Origin of the sequence: Actinocorallia longicatena (assembly GCF_039534125.1) — a bacterium.
Classification (GTDB): domain Bacteria; phylum Actinomycetota; class Actinomycetes; order Streptosporangiales; family Streptosporangiaceae; genus Actinocorallia; species Actinocorallia longicatena.
Genome location: NZ_BAAAUV010000015.1, coordinates 96,824 through 110,563, shown reverse-complemented (window position 1 = coordinate 110,563; position 13,740 = coordinate 96,824). Strand labels below are relative to the sequence as shown.

Genomic DNA, 13,740 nt, shown 5'->3' with positions numbered 1-13,740 from the left:
CCCGGCGGCATGCTGGGGTGGGCGGACCGGACCCTTCCGGGACGATCTCCGGACGACGATTTCCGGACGACGATGGGGGTGGCGTGGACGTCGAGGCGGCAGCACGGCAGTTCGTGGAGGAGCATCGGGGCCTCCCCGACGCGGAGTTCCTCCGGGCGAGGTTCGACGCGGGACTGGCCTGGGTGCACTTCCCGGCCGGGCTCGGCGGCCTCGACCTGGAGCGGGGCGCGCAGAGCGCCGTCGACCGGGCGTTCGCCGGAACCCCGTCGAACCGTCCCGACCGCATCGGGATCGGGCTGGGCATGGCCGCGCCGACGATCCTCGCCGCCGGGACCGCCGAGCAGAGGGAACGCTGGCTGCGCGCGCTGTGGACCGGTGAAGAGGTCTGGTGCCAGCTGTTCTCCGAGCCCGGCGCGGGCTCCGACCTGGCGAACGTCGCCACCCGGGCGGTCCGCGACGGCGACGGCTGGATCGTCAACGGCCAGAAGGTCTGGACGTCCATGGCGCACGAGGCCCGCTGGGGCCTGCTCGTCGCCCGCACCGACCCCGACGCCCCCAAGCACCGCGGCATGACCTACTTCGCCCTCGACATGCACGCCCCCGGCGTCGAGGTGCGCCCGCTGCGCCAGCTCACCGGCGAGGCCGAGTTCAACGAGGTCTTCCTCAGCGACGTCCGCCTTCCCGACGGCGACCGGCTCGGCGAGGTCGGCGACGGCTGGCGGGTCGCGACGACGACCCTGATGAACGAGCGCGTCGCGATCGGCGGCCGCAGCGCGGGCCGCGAGGACGGCCTGATCGGGATCGTCGCCGGAACCTGGCGCGAACGCCCCGAGCTGCGCACCCCCGCCCTCCAGGACGCCCTGCTGCGGCTGTGGGTCGAGGCGGAGGCGGCCAGGCTGACCGGCCGCAGGCTCCGGCAGCAGATGGCCGTCGGGGCACCGGGCCCGGAGGGCAGCGCGGTCAAGCTGGCCTTCGCCCGCCTCAGCCAGGAACTGTCCGGCCTCGAGGTGGAACTGCTCGGCGAGGAGGGGTTGCGCTACGACGACTGGACGATGCGGCGCCCCTCCAGCGTCGAGATGACCGGCCGTTCGCCCGGCTACCGCTACCTGCGTGCCAAGGGCAACTCGATCGAGGGCGGCACCTCGGAGATCCTCCGCAACATCATCGCCGAGCGCGTCCTCGGCCTGCCCGGCGAGATCCGCGTCGACAAGGACGTCCCCTGGAAGGACCTGCCCAAATGAGCGACCTCCTCTACGACGAGACCGAGACGGAGCTGCGCGGGGCGGTCCGCGAGTTCCTGGACGACCGGGCGCCGTGGCAGGCCGTCCTGGAGTGGACCGAGCTGGACGAGCCGCACGACACGTCGCTGTGGAACGGCCTCACCGGCATGGACGTCGCGGCCCTGGCGATCCCCGAGAAGCTCGGCGGCGCGGGCGCGTCCTGGCGGGAGACCGCCGTGGTGCTCGAGGAGCTGGGACGTTCGGTCGCGCCGGTGCCGTTCCTGACCAGCTCGGTGCTGGCCACGGCGGCGCTGCTGGCCGCCGACGACCACGCCTACCTGCGGGATCTGGCGACGGGCACGCTGACGGCAGCCCTCGCGATCCCGTTCACGACCGCCCCCGGCGTGGTCTTCAGGAACACCGTGACGAACGACGGCGACCGGCTGTCGGGCACGGTGACGAGCGTCGCCCACGGGCTGAGCGCCGATCTGCTGCTCGTCCCCACCGTGGAGGGGCTGTTCGCGGTCGGCGGCGGGGACGTCGACCGGACCGCGGTCATCTCGCTCGACCGCACCCGCCCGCTGGCCGACCTGTCCTTCGACAGGGCGCCCGCCCGCCGGGTCGCGGTCGGGGACCTGCCGCTCGACCACGCCCTCTCTGTCGGCGCGGGCCTGCTCGCCTCGGAGCAGCTCGGCATCGCCGAACGCTGCCTCGACATGACGATCGCGTACGTGAAGACGCGCTACCAGTTCGGCCGTCCGGTGGGCTCCTACCAGGCGCTCAAGCACCGGCTGGCCGATCTGTGGGCGAGCGTCGGGCAGGCACGGGCCGTCGCCAGGCACGCCGCCGACTGTCTGGCCACCGACGACCCCGACGTTCCCGTCGCGGTCGCGGTGGCGCAGGCCCACTGCTCAGCCGTGGCGCTCAAGGCCGCCGAGGAGTGCGTTCAGCTGCACGGCGGCATCGGCTTCACCTGGGAGCATCCCGCGCACCTGCTCCTGAAGCGCGCGAAGAGCGCTTCGCTCGCGCTGGGCTCGCCTTCTTCGCACCGGAGCGTGCTCGCGGAACTGGTGGAGCTGCCGCTCTGACCCGCCCGCGGCGCTTCGGCGGGTGGATCCACCTGCCGACGCCGCGCCCCAGCACCAGATAGGCGATGACGGCGCCGGCGACGTTGAGGATGATGTCGTCGACGTCGAAGGTCCTGCCGCTGATCAGGTTCCCCTGGACGACCTCGATGCCCGTCGAGACCAGCGCCACGAGGAACGTGATCCGGAACAGCCCGCGCAGGCGCCGGGAGATCAGCGGCAGGAGCACGCCCATCGGCGCGAGCAGCGCGAGGTTGCCGCCGATCGCGACGACGGCCTCCCTGATGCTCGGCTTGTCCAGATAGAACTGGAGGGTGTGCCCCGGCTTGGTGTTGCCGACCGCCCAGCCGTGCGGGTCGTCGACAGGGGTGAGCGTGAACCTGTACGCCCAATAGGAGAAGAGACCGAACGCCGCGATCGCGACGAGCGCCGTCAGTACCCGCAGAATCCTTCGCACCACGGCGCTTCTCTTCCCGATCTCCCTGCCTTTATGTCGCTACTTCGGCTCGACGGCCATCCGCACGGCGAAGATCCCCAGGATCGTCCCGGTGACGTACCGCTGCACCCGCATCCACACGGGCCTGGCCTTCAGGAATCCCGAGATCGATCCGGCGGTCAGCACGAACAGCCCGTTGAAGGTCACTCCCACGATGACCTGGCACAACCCGAGCAGCAGGCTCTGGACCGCGACATGTCCGTGCGAGGGGATGACGAACTGCGGCAGCAGCGACATGTAGATGATCGCGATCTTCGGGTTGAGCACCGACGTGAGGAATCCCATACCGAACAGCTTGCGGACCGAGTCGTGGTCGAGCTCGCGCGGCGCGAACGCCGACCGTCCGCCGGGCTTCAGGGCCTGCCACGCCAGCCAGCCGAGATAGAGCGCGCCACCGATCTTGAGCGCCACGTACAGCGCGGGCACGAGGGTGAAGACCGCGACGATCCCCGCCGTCACGGCGACCACGTAGACGAGGAACCCGCAGGCCACACCGCCGAGGGAGATCAGTCCCGCCCTTCTCCCCTGCGAGATCGACCGCGACACCAGATAGATCATGTTCGGGCCGGGCGAGAGGACCATTCCCAGCGCGACCGCCGTGATGCCGAGCACCTGCCCCAGTTCCACCATGTCCGGATTGTCGCATCCGTGCGAGGCGGAACGGTCAGACGGCGGAGCCCGGAGGGGTCCGCGGGTCCACCGGAACCGTCTTCGGGACCTTGACGGACCTGGCCGCGCCGAAGTAGCTCAGCGCACTGGCCAGGACGCCCGCGATGGTGGCGCCGATCCCGACCCAGGCGCCGTACTGGACGTTCCCCGGCAGGAAGTCGTAGCCGTCGTTGATGCGGAACTGGCCGATCTGGATCGTCCAGAGCACGGTCGTCACGATGGCGATCAGCGTGCCGAGCGACAGCAGGACGCGCCGCCCGGACGGGCTGCCGCCCGACGAGACCCGGCCGAACATCCCCTTGCCGGCCTTCCGGCTCGGGATCAGCACCGCGAGCAGCATGAGCAGGCCCGCGACCACGAGCGGAACCGCCATGCTGATCCAGGTCTTCTCATGGGTGAACCCGGTGAACAGCTGGTTGACGCCCATGTCCGACGGCAGCAGCCCGTTCCCCACGCCGAAACTCGCCCAGGGCATCACGGCGCTGAGCAGCAGCCCGATGCCCGAGAGCGCGCCGAACGCGCGGGCCGCGCTGTCCTGGCCCGCGTTGTCGGCCAGATCGCCGGCCATGCCCGCGACTCTTGGATCGAGATCACTCATATCGGGGACGCTACCCATGGCATCCGGACGATTACGCCATGAACCGGGGAAATGGCGGCAAAGTCAGAAGGCCCTGAACGAGTCCCTCAGCGACAGGACCGCGGCACAGGCGACCGCGACCGTCCCGAGCAGGGCGGTCCAGCCGCCGATCAGCACGTCGCCCGGCAGGAACGGCTCGCCCTCGCCGAGGCGGCGGCTGCCGGTGCGGGCCAGCCAGAGCCCGACCGCGACCCAGGCCAGGACGGCCGCGGGGACCAGCAGGACCCGCCGCTGCCGCCGGGTGCCGAGGACCGCGCCGTAGACCGCGAGCATTCCCGCGACCCCGACGACCGTGACGAGGCTGAGGTTCGCCCCGTCCGCCCACGGGAGCAGCGTGCTGACCAGCAGCGCCGTTCCGGACATGGCGGCGAGCAGGCGCACCGTCTGGTCGGTCGCGCGGGCGGTGTGCTCTCCCGGGAGGGACTCGCCGATCACTCTGCTCACGTTCGGGGTGATGCCCCGGATCAGGTCAAGGAACGTCCCGGATGATCCGATGCGGGGGGAAATAGCAGATCGTCTGGCGGCGGTCCGACAGCTCCCGGCAGGCCGTGCAGTAGTAGGTGCGATGACCGCCGGTCTCGCGCGCCCAGTCGCAGCGGCACGGCATCCAGCCGACCAGGACCCGTCCGGGACCGAGATCGTGGCCGTAGGGGCAGAGGGTCGGCGCGTCACGCATGGCCGCACTCTATCCGAACAGAGATTCGATCATATCGTCGGCGCTCAGAGGGTCAGGGTGTACAAGTGCAGGCGTTCGGCGGCTTCGGCCGAGGTCAACGTCGGGACGAGCTGCCCGTCGAGGATGCCCTGGCCGTCGATGTGGCGGGTCCGCTCCCAGGGGCCGAGGACCAGGGCGCGCAGCCGGCCGGAGGCCAGGAGCGGGCGGACGGCGTCGGCGTCCGTGCCGGGCGCGACGAACCAGTGCAGATCCTCGCCCTCGAGCAGCAACTCCAGTTCGAGGTACTCGACGACGTCCGCGAGCCGGTCGCGGACGCGCAGCCTCGGCGCGAGCGCCGCCAGGACCCCCCGCTCCAGGCGCCCGCCGAACAGGCGGTCCAGCTCGGCCCTGCCGAGGACGACCTGGCCGCCGCCGCGCGTCACGAGCTCGACCAGCACCGCCCGCAGGAAGCCGTCGCCGCCCGGCCCGGTCACCCCGACGGTGTCGGTGTCCTCGACGTGCGAGACCGCGCTGCGCTGGCCGGTCGGCGCGGCCCTGCTCTCCGCGGCGAGGGCCGGCTCCGACCTGGTCACCAGCCGGTGCGCCCCGAGCAGGGCGAACAGCAGCAGCACGAGCGCCCCGTACACCGGGCTCCGCCACGGCATCTCGCCGTCGGGCCGCGGCTCGGCGCTCACCTCGCCCGGCGTCGGCGTCATGGCGATCCGCCCGTCCGGCCGCTCCGCCGGAACCGGGACGGCCGGGAGCGCCGGGACCGCGCACCGGACGTCCCGGCCGGACCAGGAGGCCGCCCGCCCCGCGGGCGCGACGCAGTCCGCCGCGGCGGGCCCGGCCGGGACGGCCAGAAGCCCGGCCGCGACCAGCACCGCGAGCACGGTCCCGGCGAGCCTTGGACGAGCGGATGTCGCGCACGTGGGCGCCAAGCGAATGGGCGTCAACAGGTGGCACCTTCCCCCGAGCGATGGCCCTGCGAGCGTCATGCAACCATTCCGTCACGGAACGGATGGGCCGCAACACCGAACGTCACCGTTCTGTGATCGCGCAGGGCGCCGGGGGCGCTACAGCTCCAGGGAGTCCCCCGGGCCGAGGCGTACGTACTCGGGCTTGGTGACGGTGCCGAGGAGGCGGTCGGCGACCGTCTGGCCCGCTTCGCTCAGGACCGCGTCGTGGATGGGGTGCACGATCCTGGGCGCCACCGCGTCGATGAAGTCGGCGGCCTCGCTGAGCTTGAGCCACGGGGCGCCGATCGGGGCCAGCAGGGTGCCGACCGGGCGGTCGGGGACGGTGAAGGAGTCGCCCGGGTGGTAGAGGCCGTCGATGTAGTAGCCGACGTTCTCGATCAGCGGGATCGACCGGTGGATCTCGGCGTGCTTTTCGCCGTGGACCGTCGCCGCTATCCCCAGGGTGGTGATGGTGTCACCATCCTGGACGACCACGAAGGGCGTGTCCCCGAGCTCGTCGACCAGCGACGGCGGTCCGTAGATCTTGAGATCGGGACGCTTCGCGGCCAGCGCCTTCACGCCCTCGGTGTCGAGATGGTCCATGTGCAGATGGGTGATGAACAGGACGTCCGCGCCGGTCAGCGCGTCGGGACCGGAGAACAGCCCGGGATCGATCACGAGGACGCCCTCCGACGTCTCGAGCCGGACACAGGCGTGCGGATACTTCACCAGTCGCATCTCTTCCCCCTCTGATCGTTGAGCCGTTCCCCCATCTTCCCCGACGTCCACACCCGGACCCCGATTCGGGGTTATTTGCCCCTGAAACAAGGGGTATCGAGGTTGTTGGGCAGCTTCCCCGCCCGCGTATGACCGCGGCATCGAGGAGGCAACGATGGATCCCCTGCAGCTCGCCCATGACTTCTTCCGCTCCCGGCGCCGCGACAGCTGGGTCCCCGGCTACCTCGCCGGACGCGGCTTCCCCGAGCACGTCCAGCGCCGGTTCGAGCTCGGTTACGCCCCGCCCCACTGGCGGACCGTCGTGGAGCTGCTGCGCTCCCGCGGACTGTCCGACGACCGGATCGTCGAGACCGGGCTCGTCCGCAGGTCCCGGCACGGCCGCCTCTACGACCATTTCCGCGACCGGGTCATGTTCCCCATCCGCGACCCCTACGGCCGGATCGCCGGATTCATCGGCAGGACCGCCGACGACGTCGGGGGTCCCCGCTACCTCAACTGCCCCGACACCGAGCGCTTCCACAAGGGCGCCCTGCTCTACACGCTGCCGACGGCCAGGCCCGCCCGGCCCGTCCTGGTCGAGGGCCCGCTCGACGCGCTGGCCGTCCGGCTGACGGGGGTTCCCGCGGCCGCGCCCTGCGGCACCCGGCTGACCGCGGAGCAGGCGGCGATGCTCGGCGACGACGTGCTCGTGGCCATGGACGGGGACCCGGCCGGGCGCCGCGGGGCCGTCCAGGCCTGGGAGCATCTGGCGTCGCTGCCGGGCCGGATCGGGGCGGTGGTGCTGCCCGCGGGCCGGGACCCCGCCGACCTGCTCCGCGACGGCGGGCTCGACGCGGTCCGGCTGGCTCTGCGCGCCGAGATCCCCCTCGCCGACCTGGTCACCGACGCCGCCATCGACCGCCACCATCTGCGGTTCGTCGAGGGACAGATCGCCGCGGCGCGCGCCGCGGCCCATGTGATCGCCCGGATGCGCCCCGACCAGGTGGCCCGCCAGGTCGCGCGGACCGCCCAGCGGCTCGGCTTCGCGCCCGCCGACGTCACCGCCTACGTGGTCGAGTCTCTGGCCGGCATGTGAATCTGAGTACCGCTCTTGAGTACTTCGACTCAGGCCCCGGTCCCCCGAAAAGCGGACGATTGCGGCATGACGAACTCACCCCAGAACCGCTCCACCAACGCCTTCTTCCTCCAGGCCGCGATCTCGTTCATCGTCTCGTTCGCCGGAGTCGGCCTCGGCATCGCGTTCCTGCCCGTCGACATCTGGGTGCGCGGATTCCTCGGCATCGGCTCGCTCTACGTCGTGACCTCGACCTTCACCCTGGCCAAGTGCATCCGGGACCGGCAGGAGGCCGCGATCCTGGAGCGCGTCACCGGCAACCCGCAGTACTACGCGGGCTGAGGCTTGAGAGGATCGTGCTCCTTGCCCGTGCCGCCGCACATCCGGCACGGCTCGTCCACCCTGATCCAGCCGATCACACCGTCGGGCTCCGGCTGCGGCATCTCCGGCCGCCACCACGCCGAACCCGCACAGAAGCGGCAGCTCACGTCGTTCCGGTCGCACCAGCGGCAGGGCTCGTTGCCGCACCGTTCGCGGCGCGTCACCGGCACAACCCGCTGCCGTCGCACACATGGCAGTCCTCAACGCTGTCGACCCAGGTCACCGACCCGTCCTTCTCGCTCCGGGGACGCTGGTAGGTGACCTGTCCCGTGCCCGAACAGTGGCCGCAGGGGGGCGGCTCGTGCTTGCCCACCCTCAATAGAATGACACACCGTGTACGAACTGCTGTTTTCCTCGGTGCTGAAGCGGACCGATCCCGAGCGGATCCATCATCTGACGATCGGAGCGCTGAAGGCCGTCCAGGCGGTGCCCGGGCTGGCGGGGCTGCTCCGCCGGGCGTTCGGCGCGAACGGGCGGCCGATCCACGCGCTCGGCCTGGAGTTCCCCGGCCCGCTGGGGCTCGCGGCCGGCTTCGACAAGGACGCCGTCGCCTACGAGGCGCTCGCCGGATTCGGGTTCAGTCACATCGAGGTCGGCACCCTCACCGGTGAACCGCAGCCCGGCAACCCGCGCAAGCGGCTCTTCCGGCTGATCCCCGACCGCGCCGTCATCAACCGGATGGGCTTCAACAACGGCGGGGCAGCGGCCGCCGCGCCCCGGCTGGCCAGGCGCCGCAACGTGATCGTCGGGGTGAACATCGGCAAGACCAAGGCCGTGCCCGAGGCCGAGGCCGCCGCCGACTACGTGAAGTCCACGAAGCTGCTGTCGCCGCTCGCCGACTACCTCGTGGTCAACGTCAGCTCGCCGAACACACCCGGACTGCGCGACCTCCAGGCCGTCGAGCATCTGCGGCCCCTGCTCCAGGCCGTCCAGGAGGCCAAGGGCGGCACCCCGCTGCTGGTGAAGATCGCCCCCGACCTCGCCGACGCCGACATCGACGCGGTCGCCGACCTGGCCCTCGAACTGGGCCTCGACGGCATCATCGCCACCAACACCACCATCGGCCGGGACGGTCTGAGCGGCGATCCCGAGATCGTCAAGGAGACCGGCGGCCTGTCCGGAGCCCCGCTGAAGGCCCGCTCCGTCGAGGTGCTGAAGCGCCTCAAGGCCCGCACCGGCGACGGCCTGGTGCTGATCTCCGTCGGCGGGATCGAGACCGCGGCCGACGTCCGTGCGCGGCTGGCGGCCGGCGCGACCCTGGTCCAGGGCTACACGGGCATGATCTACGGCGGCCCGCTCTGGGCCTACAAGATCAATCGAGAGCTCCGCCGGGGCTGACCCGGCCGTCGCCCGGCTCACCAGGCGGCGGGCTGCACCCTGCCGTCGGGGGCGCGCAGCGAGGCGAGCTGCGGGACCAGCCGGAACACCCGCAGCCGCCGCCCCGACCGCAGCGCGTACCGGTCGTAGACCGGCCAGACGCTGAGCAGGCGGGGCCAGACGTAGGAGCGTTCCGGATCCTCGACGAGCTGCGCGAGGACCGGGATCTCATACCCCCGGTAGACCACGGTGGCGTGCGGGCGGCGCAGCAGGCTGATCGACCAGTTCGGGTGCTCCTCGCGGCCCCAGTTGGAGCCGACCACGAGGAAGCTGCCGTCGGCCTCGGGCACGCAGGTCATCGGCGCGAGCCGCTGCCGCCCCGTCCGGTGCCCGGTCGTGATCAGCAGCAGGGTCGGGACCAGGGTCCGGCTCATGAGCAGCCGTCCGCCGCTCAGCCGGTGGACGGCCTTGTCCATGCGCGGGACCAGGGTGGGGCCGACCGCGGCGAAGGCGCCCGTCCCGGCCAGCCACTGGAAGAAGGGGCGCAGGATCAGCGCGAACGGCCAGAAGAGCCAGCGGAAGGGAGCGGTGTACCAGGGCTTCTCGTCCCAGGGAGACGGCGGCCCCTCCTGTCGCACACTCATAGCGCTCCTCACCGATAGCACCTGGCGGGGAACGCTATGCCACATATGGCGCGAATCACTACATCAAGACCACATCCGGACTGAACGGAACGGTACAAATCGGGCGGGTCGCCGGATCGCTACGCTACGCGCTGTCGTCCGCGACGGTGAAGAAGCCGTCCGCGACGAGCTCGGGAAGGACCGCGGCGGCGTGGTCCAGCACGGCCTGCTCGTCGTGCTCGGTCAGCTGCGCGATCGCCCCGAGCAGCGGCGCGGTCGGCAGGGAGCCGTCGCAGACCCCCGCCAGCGCCGCCTCGACGGTGTTGACCGCGGTCGCCCGGCGCAGCCCGCCGAGCTGCCGCAGCACGATCCGCTCCGGATCCTCGGCCCCCGGACGCGCGAACTGCTCCTGGACGACGCCCTCGGCCAGCGCCAGCTTCCGGAACGGACGGTCCGCCGCCGCGATGCCGTCCACGACCCCCTCGACATAGGCGCCCACCGGCTGGTCCACCTGGTGCCGCAGCTCCTCGATCTTCACCGAGCTGCCGCCCGCGCGCAGCGTGATCCACCCGAAGCCGATCCCGGTCACCTTGTGACGCTCGAAATAGTCGAGCCATTCGCCGTAGCGCGTCCGGTACTCGGGGGTTCCGGTCTCGCAGGAATCACGCAGCCAGAGCTCGGTGTACTCGGCCGGATCCTGGACGTCGCGCTGCACGACCCAGGCGTCGCAGCCGTCGATCCAGGAATCGACGCGCTCCTGCCACGGCTCGCCCTCGACGTGCAGCCAGTTGGCCAGAAGGTGGCACCAGCCGCCGTCGGTGAGGTGCTCGGGGGCCTCCTCGACCAGGCGGCGGCAGACCTCGTCGCCGGCCATCCCGGACTCGCGGTACTCGAACCGGCCGTCCGGGGAGATCACGAACGGCGGGTTGGAGACGATCAGGTCGAACCGCTCGGGAGCGGGCTCGAACAGCGATCCGAGCCGCGTCTCACCGGTGACCCCGGACAGCCCGAAACTGAGCTGGGCCAGTTCGAGGGAGCGGGCGTTGGTGTCGGTCGCGACGATCCGCCCGGCCCGGCCGGACATCAGCAGCGCCTGGACCCCGGAGCCCGTCCCGAGGTCGAGCGCCGTCTCCACGTCCTTCTGGATGACGAGCCTGGCCAGGTTGTACGAGGCTCCGCCCACACCGACCACATGATCGGGACGCACCGCGCCGTCGCCGGGCCTGATCTTGAGATCGGACACCGCGTAGCGGGTCGGCCCCTCCCACTCCAGCGGCTCGACGTGCAGCGCGGGCCGCAGCCATCCGGCCTTTCCCGCGGGGGCCGCGAGCCCCGCGGCGATCAGCTCCTCGGCCGGCAGGTCGTCGGCGGGAACGGGGGTCTGGAGCCAGAACAGGCGGGTCAGGCGCGACAGCACGGTCCCGTCGTGGGTCGCGCGGAGCGCCGGGACGATCTCGTCCCTGGCCAGCGCGCCACCCGCCACGGGTCCGAGGAGGTCGCGGACCCCGTCGACGGTGTACCCGGCCTGGTCGAAGCACGATCGGATGGTCTTCAGCACCCCCCAATCCTGCCCGAACCGCCGAAGATTAACGGTCGTCTCATATCTTGTGCGCGTGAACATGAGACATATCGCCCGGATCATCCGGTCTCCGCGACTCTGGATTCCGCTGGGTCTGGGCGCCGTCCTGGTCCTCACCCCGACCGGCTGGGCCTACGCCCGCTCCGCCGGTCACGTGCAGGACGTCGAGCACGTGAAGACGACCGAGGTGGCCCTCGTGCTGGGCGCGGGCATCTACCCCGACGGCCTGCCGACCCCGTTCCTGGCCGGACGGCTGGACACGGCCGTGCGCCTGTACTCCCTCGGCAAGGTCAGGGCGATCCTGGTCAGCGGCGACAACAGCCGCAAGTCCTATGACGAGCCCGAGGTCATGAAGAACTACCTCGTCTCCCGGGGCGTACCGGCCGAGAAGATCGTCCTGGACTACGCGGGCTTCGACACCTGGGACTCGTGCGTGCGCGCCGGCAAGGTGTTCGGCGTGAAGAGCGTGACCGTCGTCAGCCAGGACTTCCACATGGCCAGGGCCGTGGCCCTCTGCCGCCAGGCCGGCCTCTCCGCCGAGGGAGTGGGGAACTCCCAGAAGGACAGGGCCCGCACCCTCTACGGCTACGCCCGCGAGATCCCCGCCACCCTGAAGGCCATGAACGACGTCCTTCTGGACAACGACCCGCGCTTCCTCGGCCCGAAGGAGCCGGGAATCGAAAAAGCCCTCGCCACCGGCTGAGGGGGAACCGGTCCGAGGGGGAGCCGCACGAGCGCGACAAGGCCATCGCCGGTCAGCCGGCGATGGCCTTGGCCGTCATCGTGAGGTGCCGTCACCTGGCTGATAGTCGGCGTAATCGGCGTACTTGTCGACGAGCTCGTCTACGAGCTCATCGTCGACCTCCGTTACCGGTGTCGCCGAAGGTACTCCGAGCTCCTCGGAAAGGCGGTCGAAGTCCGCGTGGCCGCTGTTGTACTTCAGCTGGCGAGCGACCTTAACCTGCTTGGCCTTTGCTCGGCCTCGCCCCATTGGCTCGACCCCCTTGATGGTCAGGGCTTCTACTGGCCCCATCGCTACGCTTATCGCATACGCGCTGACACGTCTGAGCCGTGCGTCAGCTACGGGTACAACCGTACCCGTTTTACGCGCGGCTCGGTACGTGTCTACGCGGTGGCGCCTCGCTTTGCCGTGGTGGAGCTCAGTGTAGTGGCCTTGAAATACCGCCTTGACCTGGGACTGAAGGGCCCTGGGTGATGATCGCATGACCCAGAGTTAGTTCAGCCAAATCCCTCGGAGCCGTCCGACCTCGGACATTCGGCGTTCGGCGAGCCGGTCGGCGGCCACAGCGGGAGGCACGCCCTCCTCGTCGGCCAGCGCGAAGATCGACTGGGTGGTCTCGAAGATCCCCGACGCCCGGTTGCGGGCGCGGTCCATGGAGAAACCGTGGATCTCGTCGGCGACCTGGATCACTCCGCCGGCGTTCACGACGTAGTCGGGCGCGTAGAGGACGCCCCGCTCGGCGAGGATCTTCTCGACGCCGGGATGGGCGAGCTGGTTGTTGGCCCCGCCGCAGACGATCTTCGCGGTGAGGGAGATGGCGACCTCGTCGGTGAGCGCCTGGCCCAGGGCGCAGGGCGCGTAGACGTCGAGGTCGGAGGCGAGCAGTTCCGCGGTGTCCGCGACGACGGTGACGCCGGGATGCCGGGCCTTCACCACATCGGTCGCGGCCTCGCTGACGTCGCAGATGACGAGTTCGGCGCCGTCCTCGGCGAGGAGGTCGGCCAGCCGGTGCCCGACCTTGCCGACGCCCTCGATCCCGACGCGCCTGCCGTGCAGGGTCGGCGCGCCCCAGGTGTGCTCGGCCGCGGCCCGCATCCCCTGGAAGACGCCGAAGGAGGTCAGGACGGAGGAGTCTCCGGCGCCGCCGTTGGCCTCGGTGCGGCCGGTGACATAGGCGCATTCGCGGGCGACGTGGTCCATGTCCCTGGGGAAGGTGCCCACGTCGCAGGCGGTGAAGTACCGGCCGGACAGCGACTGCACGAACCTGCCGTAGGCACGGAACAGCGCCTCGGACTTGTCCCGCGACGGATCGCCGATGATCACGGCCTTGCCGCCGCCGAGGTCGAGCCCCGCCATGGCGTTCTTGTACGCCATGCCGCGGGAGAGGTTGAGCACGTCCGAGAGCGCCGCCTCTTCCGAGGCGTACGGGTAGAAACGGGTGCCGCCGAGCGCCGGGCCGAGCGCGGTTGAGTAGATCGCGATGATCGCGCGAAGGCCGCTCGCCTCGTCCTGGCAGAAGACGACCTGTTCGTGCCCCTGAAAAACGGTCACCACAACAGCCTATGCCCGTCGTGGACGCAGTTGC

18 protein-coding genes are annotated in these 13,740 nt (G+C 70.9%); 6 read left to right on the top strand and 12 right to left on the bottom strand.

Annotated elements, in window-relative coordinates; all coding sequences use genetic code 11:
• Positions 1 to 83 precede the first annotated feature (83 nt).
• Both ABD785_RS26830 and ABD785_RS26825 read left to right on the top strand, forming a co-directional pair.
• Positions 84 to 1,241 (top strand): acyl-CoA dehydrogenase family protein, encoded by a 1,158-nt coding sequence (locus ABD785_RS26830; RefSeq protein WP_344833527.1) that lies wholly within the window; start codon positions 84 to 86, stop codon positions 1,239 to 1,241.
• Positions 1,238 to 2,308, top strand: coding sequence for an acyl-CoA dehydrogenase family protein (locus ABD785_RS26825; RefSeq protein WP_344833525.1), 1,071 nt, complete (start codon positions 1,238 to 1,240; stop codon positions 2,306 to 2,308). The genes ABD785_RS26830 and ABD785_RS26825 overlap by 4 nt, the downstream gene beginning before the upstream one ends.
• Here ABD785_RS26825 and ABD785_RS26820 read toward each other — a convergent pair.
• From ABD785_RS26820 to ABD785_RS26790, 7 genes are all read right to left on the bottom strand, one after another.
• The gene (locus ABD785_RS26820) at positions 2,190 to 2,762 is read right to left on the bottom strand and encodes a VanZ family protein (protein ID WP_344833523.1); all 573 of its coding nucleotides are present in this window, start codon (positions 2,760 to 2,762) and stop codon (positions 2,190 to 2,192) included. The genes ABD785_RS26825 and ABD785_RS26820 overlap by 119 nt on opposite strands.
• A 39-nt stretch (positions 2,763 to 2,801) precedes the next feature.
• Positions 2,802 to 3,431 carry a LysE family translocator gene (locus tag ABD785_RS26815; protein ID WP_344833521.1) on the bottom strand — a complete coding sequence of 210 codons (630 nt, stop codon included), beginning with the start codon at positions 3,429 to 3,431 and terminating at the stop codon, positions 2,802 to 2,804.
• A 34-nt stretch (positions 3,432 to 3,465) separates the two neighbouring features.
• Entirely contained in the window at positions 3,466 to 4,068 is a 603-nt protein-coding gene (locus ABD785_RS26810) for a hypothetical protein (RefSeq protein ID WP_344833517.1), read from the bottom strand.
• A gap of 63 nt (positions 4,069 to 4,131) precedes the next feature.
• Complete coding sequence (locus tag ABD785_RS26805; protein ID WP_344833515.1) at positions 4,132 to 4,551, bottom strand: hypothetical protein; 420 nt, start codon at positions 4,549 to 4,551, stop codon at positions 4,132 to 4,134.
• Between the two features lie 25 nt (positions 4,552 to 4,576).
• Positions 4,577 to 4,783 carry a hypothetical protein gene (locus tag ABD785_RS26800; protein WP_344833513.1) on the bottom strand — a complete coding sequence of 69 codons (207 nt, stop codon included), beginning with the start codon at positions 4,781 to 4,783 and terminating at the stop codon, positions 4,577 to 4,579.
• Positions 4,784 to 4,827: 44 nt separating this feature from the next.
• Positions 4,828 to 5,655, bottom strand: coding sequence for a hypothetical protein (locus ABD785_RS26795; RefSeq protein ID WP_344833510.1), 828 nt, complete (start codon positions 5,653 to 5,655; stop codon positions 4,828 to 4,830).
• A 183-nt stretch (positions 5,656 to 5,838) separates the two neighbouring features.
• Positions 5,839 to 6,459, bottom strand: coding sequence for an MBL fold metallo-hydrolase (locus ABD785_RS26790; RefSeq protein WP_344833507.1), 621 nt, complete (start codon positions 6,457 to 6,459; stop codon positions 5,839 to 5,841).
• A 154-nt stretch (positions 6,460 to 6,613) separates the two neighbouring features.
• Here ABD785_RS26790 and ABD785_RS26785 point away from each other — a divergent pair, with 154 nt between their 5' ends.
• Positions 6,614 to 7,534 (top strand): toprim domain-containing protein, encoded by a 921-nt coding sequence (locus ABD785_RS26785; protein ID WP_344833504.1) that lies wholly within the window; start codon positions 6,614 to 6,616, stop codon positions 7,532 to 7,534.
• Positions 7,535 to 7,600: 66 nt separating this feature from the next.
• Positions 7,601 to 7,855, top strand: coding sequence for a YiaA/YiaB family inner membrane protein (locus tag ABD785_RS26780; protein ID WP_344833503.1), 255 nt, complete (start codon positions 7,601 to 7,603; stop codon positions 7,853 to 7,855).
• On the opposite strand, the gene ABD785_RS26775 is transcribed toward ABD785_RS26780, so the two are convergent.
• Complete coding sequence (locus tag ABD785_RS26775; protein WP_344833500.1) at positions 7,843 to 8,058, bottom strand: hypothetical protein; 216 nt, start codon at positions 8,056 to 8,058, stop codon at positions 7,843 to 7,845. The genes ABD785_RS26780 and ABD785_RS26775 overlap by 13 nt on opposite strands.
• A 169-nt stretch (positions 8,059 to 8,227) precedes the next feature.
• Between ABD785_RS26775 and ABD785_RS26770 the strand changes: the two genes are divergently transcribed.
• A complete protein-coding gene (locus ABD785_RS26770; RefSeq protein ID WP_344833497.1) occupies positions 8,228 to 9,232 on the top strand; it encodes a quinone-dependent dihydroorotate dehydrogenase in 1,005 nt (334 codons plus the stop codon).
• A 17-nt stretch (positions 9,233 to 9,249) separates the two neighbouring features.
• Here the strand turns inward: ABD785_RS26770 and ABD785_RS26765 are convergent, their stop codons facing one another.
• Together ABD785_RS26765 and ABD785_RS26760 are read right to left on the bottom strand one after the other, a co-directional pair.
• Positions 9,250 to 9,855, bottom strand: coding sequence for a nitroreductase/quinone reductase family protein (locus ABD785_RS26765; RefSeq protein WP_344833495.1), 606 nt, complete (start codon positions 9,853 to 9,855; stop codon positions 9,250 to 9,252).
• A gap of 124 nt (positions 9,856 to 9,979) precedes the next feature.
• Entirely contained in the window at positions 9,980 to 11,389 is a 1,410-nt protein-coding gene (locus tag ABD785_RS26760; protein ID WP_425547823.1) for a DUF7059 domain-containing protein, read from the bottom strand.
• A gap of 64 nt (positions 11,390 to 11,453) precedes the next feature.
• Between ABD785_RS26760 and ABD785_RS26755 the strand changes: the two genes are divergently transcribed.
• Entirely contained in the window at positions 11,454 to 12,116 is a 663-nt protein-coding gene (locus ABD785_RS26755; protein WP_344833700.1) for a SanA/YdcF family protein, read from the top strand.
• A gap of 75 nt (positions 12,117 to 12,191) precedes the next feature.
• Here the strand turns inward: ABD785_RS26755 and ABD785_RS26750 are convergent, their stop codons facing one another.
• The gene (locus ABD785_RS26750; RefSeq protein ID WP_425547822.1) at positions 12,192 to 12,446 is read right to left on the bottom strand and encodes a DUF3073 domain-containing protein; all 255 of its coding nucleotides are present in this window, start codon (positions 12,444 to 12,446) and stop codon (positions 12,192 to 12,194) included.
• A gap of 201 nt (positions 12,447 to 12,647) precedes the next feature.
• Positions 12,648 to 13,706, bottom strand: a complete 1,059-nt coding sequence (locus tag ABD785_RS26745; protein WP_344833489.1) for a Glu/Leu/Phe/Val family dehydrogenase — start codon at positions 13,704 to 13,706, stop codon at positions 12,648 to 12,650.
• Between the last annotated feature and the right edge of the window lie 34 nt (positions 13,707 to 13,740).

Coding starts and splice junctions, on each gene's coding strand:
- ABD785_RS26750 (WP_425547822.1), bottom strand. CDS start 12,446: ATGGGGCCAGTAGAAGCCCTGACCATCAAGGGGGTCGAGCCAATGGGG.
- ABD785_RS26765 (WP_344833495.1), bottom strand. CDS start 9,855: ATGAGTGTGCGACAGGAGGGGCCGCCGTCTCCCTGGGACGAGAAGCCC.
- ABD785_RS26815 (WP_344833521.1), bottom strand. CDS start 3,431: ATGGTGGAACTGGGGCAGGTGCTCGGCATCACGGCGGTCGCGCTGGGA.
- ABD785_RS26790 (WP_344833507.1), bottom strand. CDS start 6,459: ATGCGACTGGTGAAGTATCCGCACGCCTGTGTCCGGCTCGAGACGTCG.
- ABD785_RS26800 (WP_344833513.1), bottom strand. CDS start 4,783: ATGCGTGACGCGCCGACCCTCTGCCCCTACGGCCACGATCTCGGTCCC.
- ABD785_RS26810 (WP_344833517.1), bottom strand. CDS start 4,068: ATGAGTGATCTCGATCCAAGAGTCGCGGGCATGGCCGGCGATCTGGCC.
- ABD785_RS26755 (WP_344833700.1), top strand. CDS start 11,454: ATGAGACATATCGCCCGGATCATCCGGTCTCCGCGACTCTGGATTCCG.
- ABD785_RS26825 (WP_344833525.1), top strand. CDS start 1,238: ATGAGCGACCTCCTCTACGACGAGACCGAGACGGAGCTGCGCGGGGCG.
- ABD785_RS26780 (WP_344833503.1), top strand. CDS start 7,601: ATGACGAACTCACCCCAGAACCGCTCCACCAACGCCTTCTTCCTCCAG.
- ABD785_RS26785 (WP_344833504.1), top strand. CDS start 6,614: ATGGATCCCCTGCAGCTCGCCCATGACTTCTTCCGCTCCCGGCGCCGC.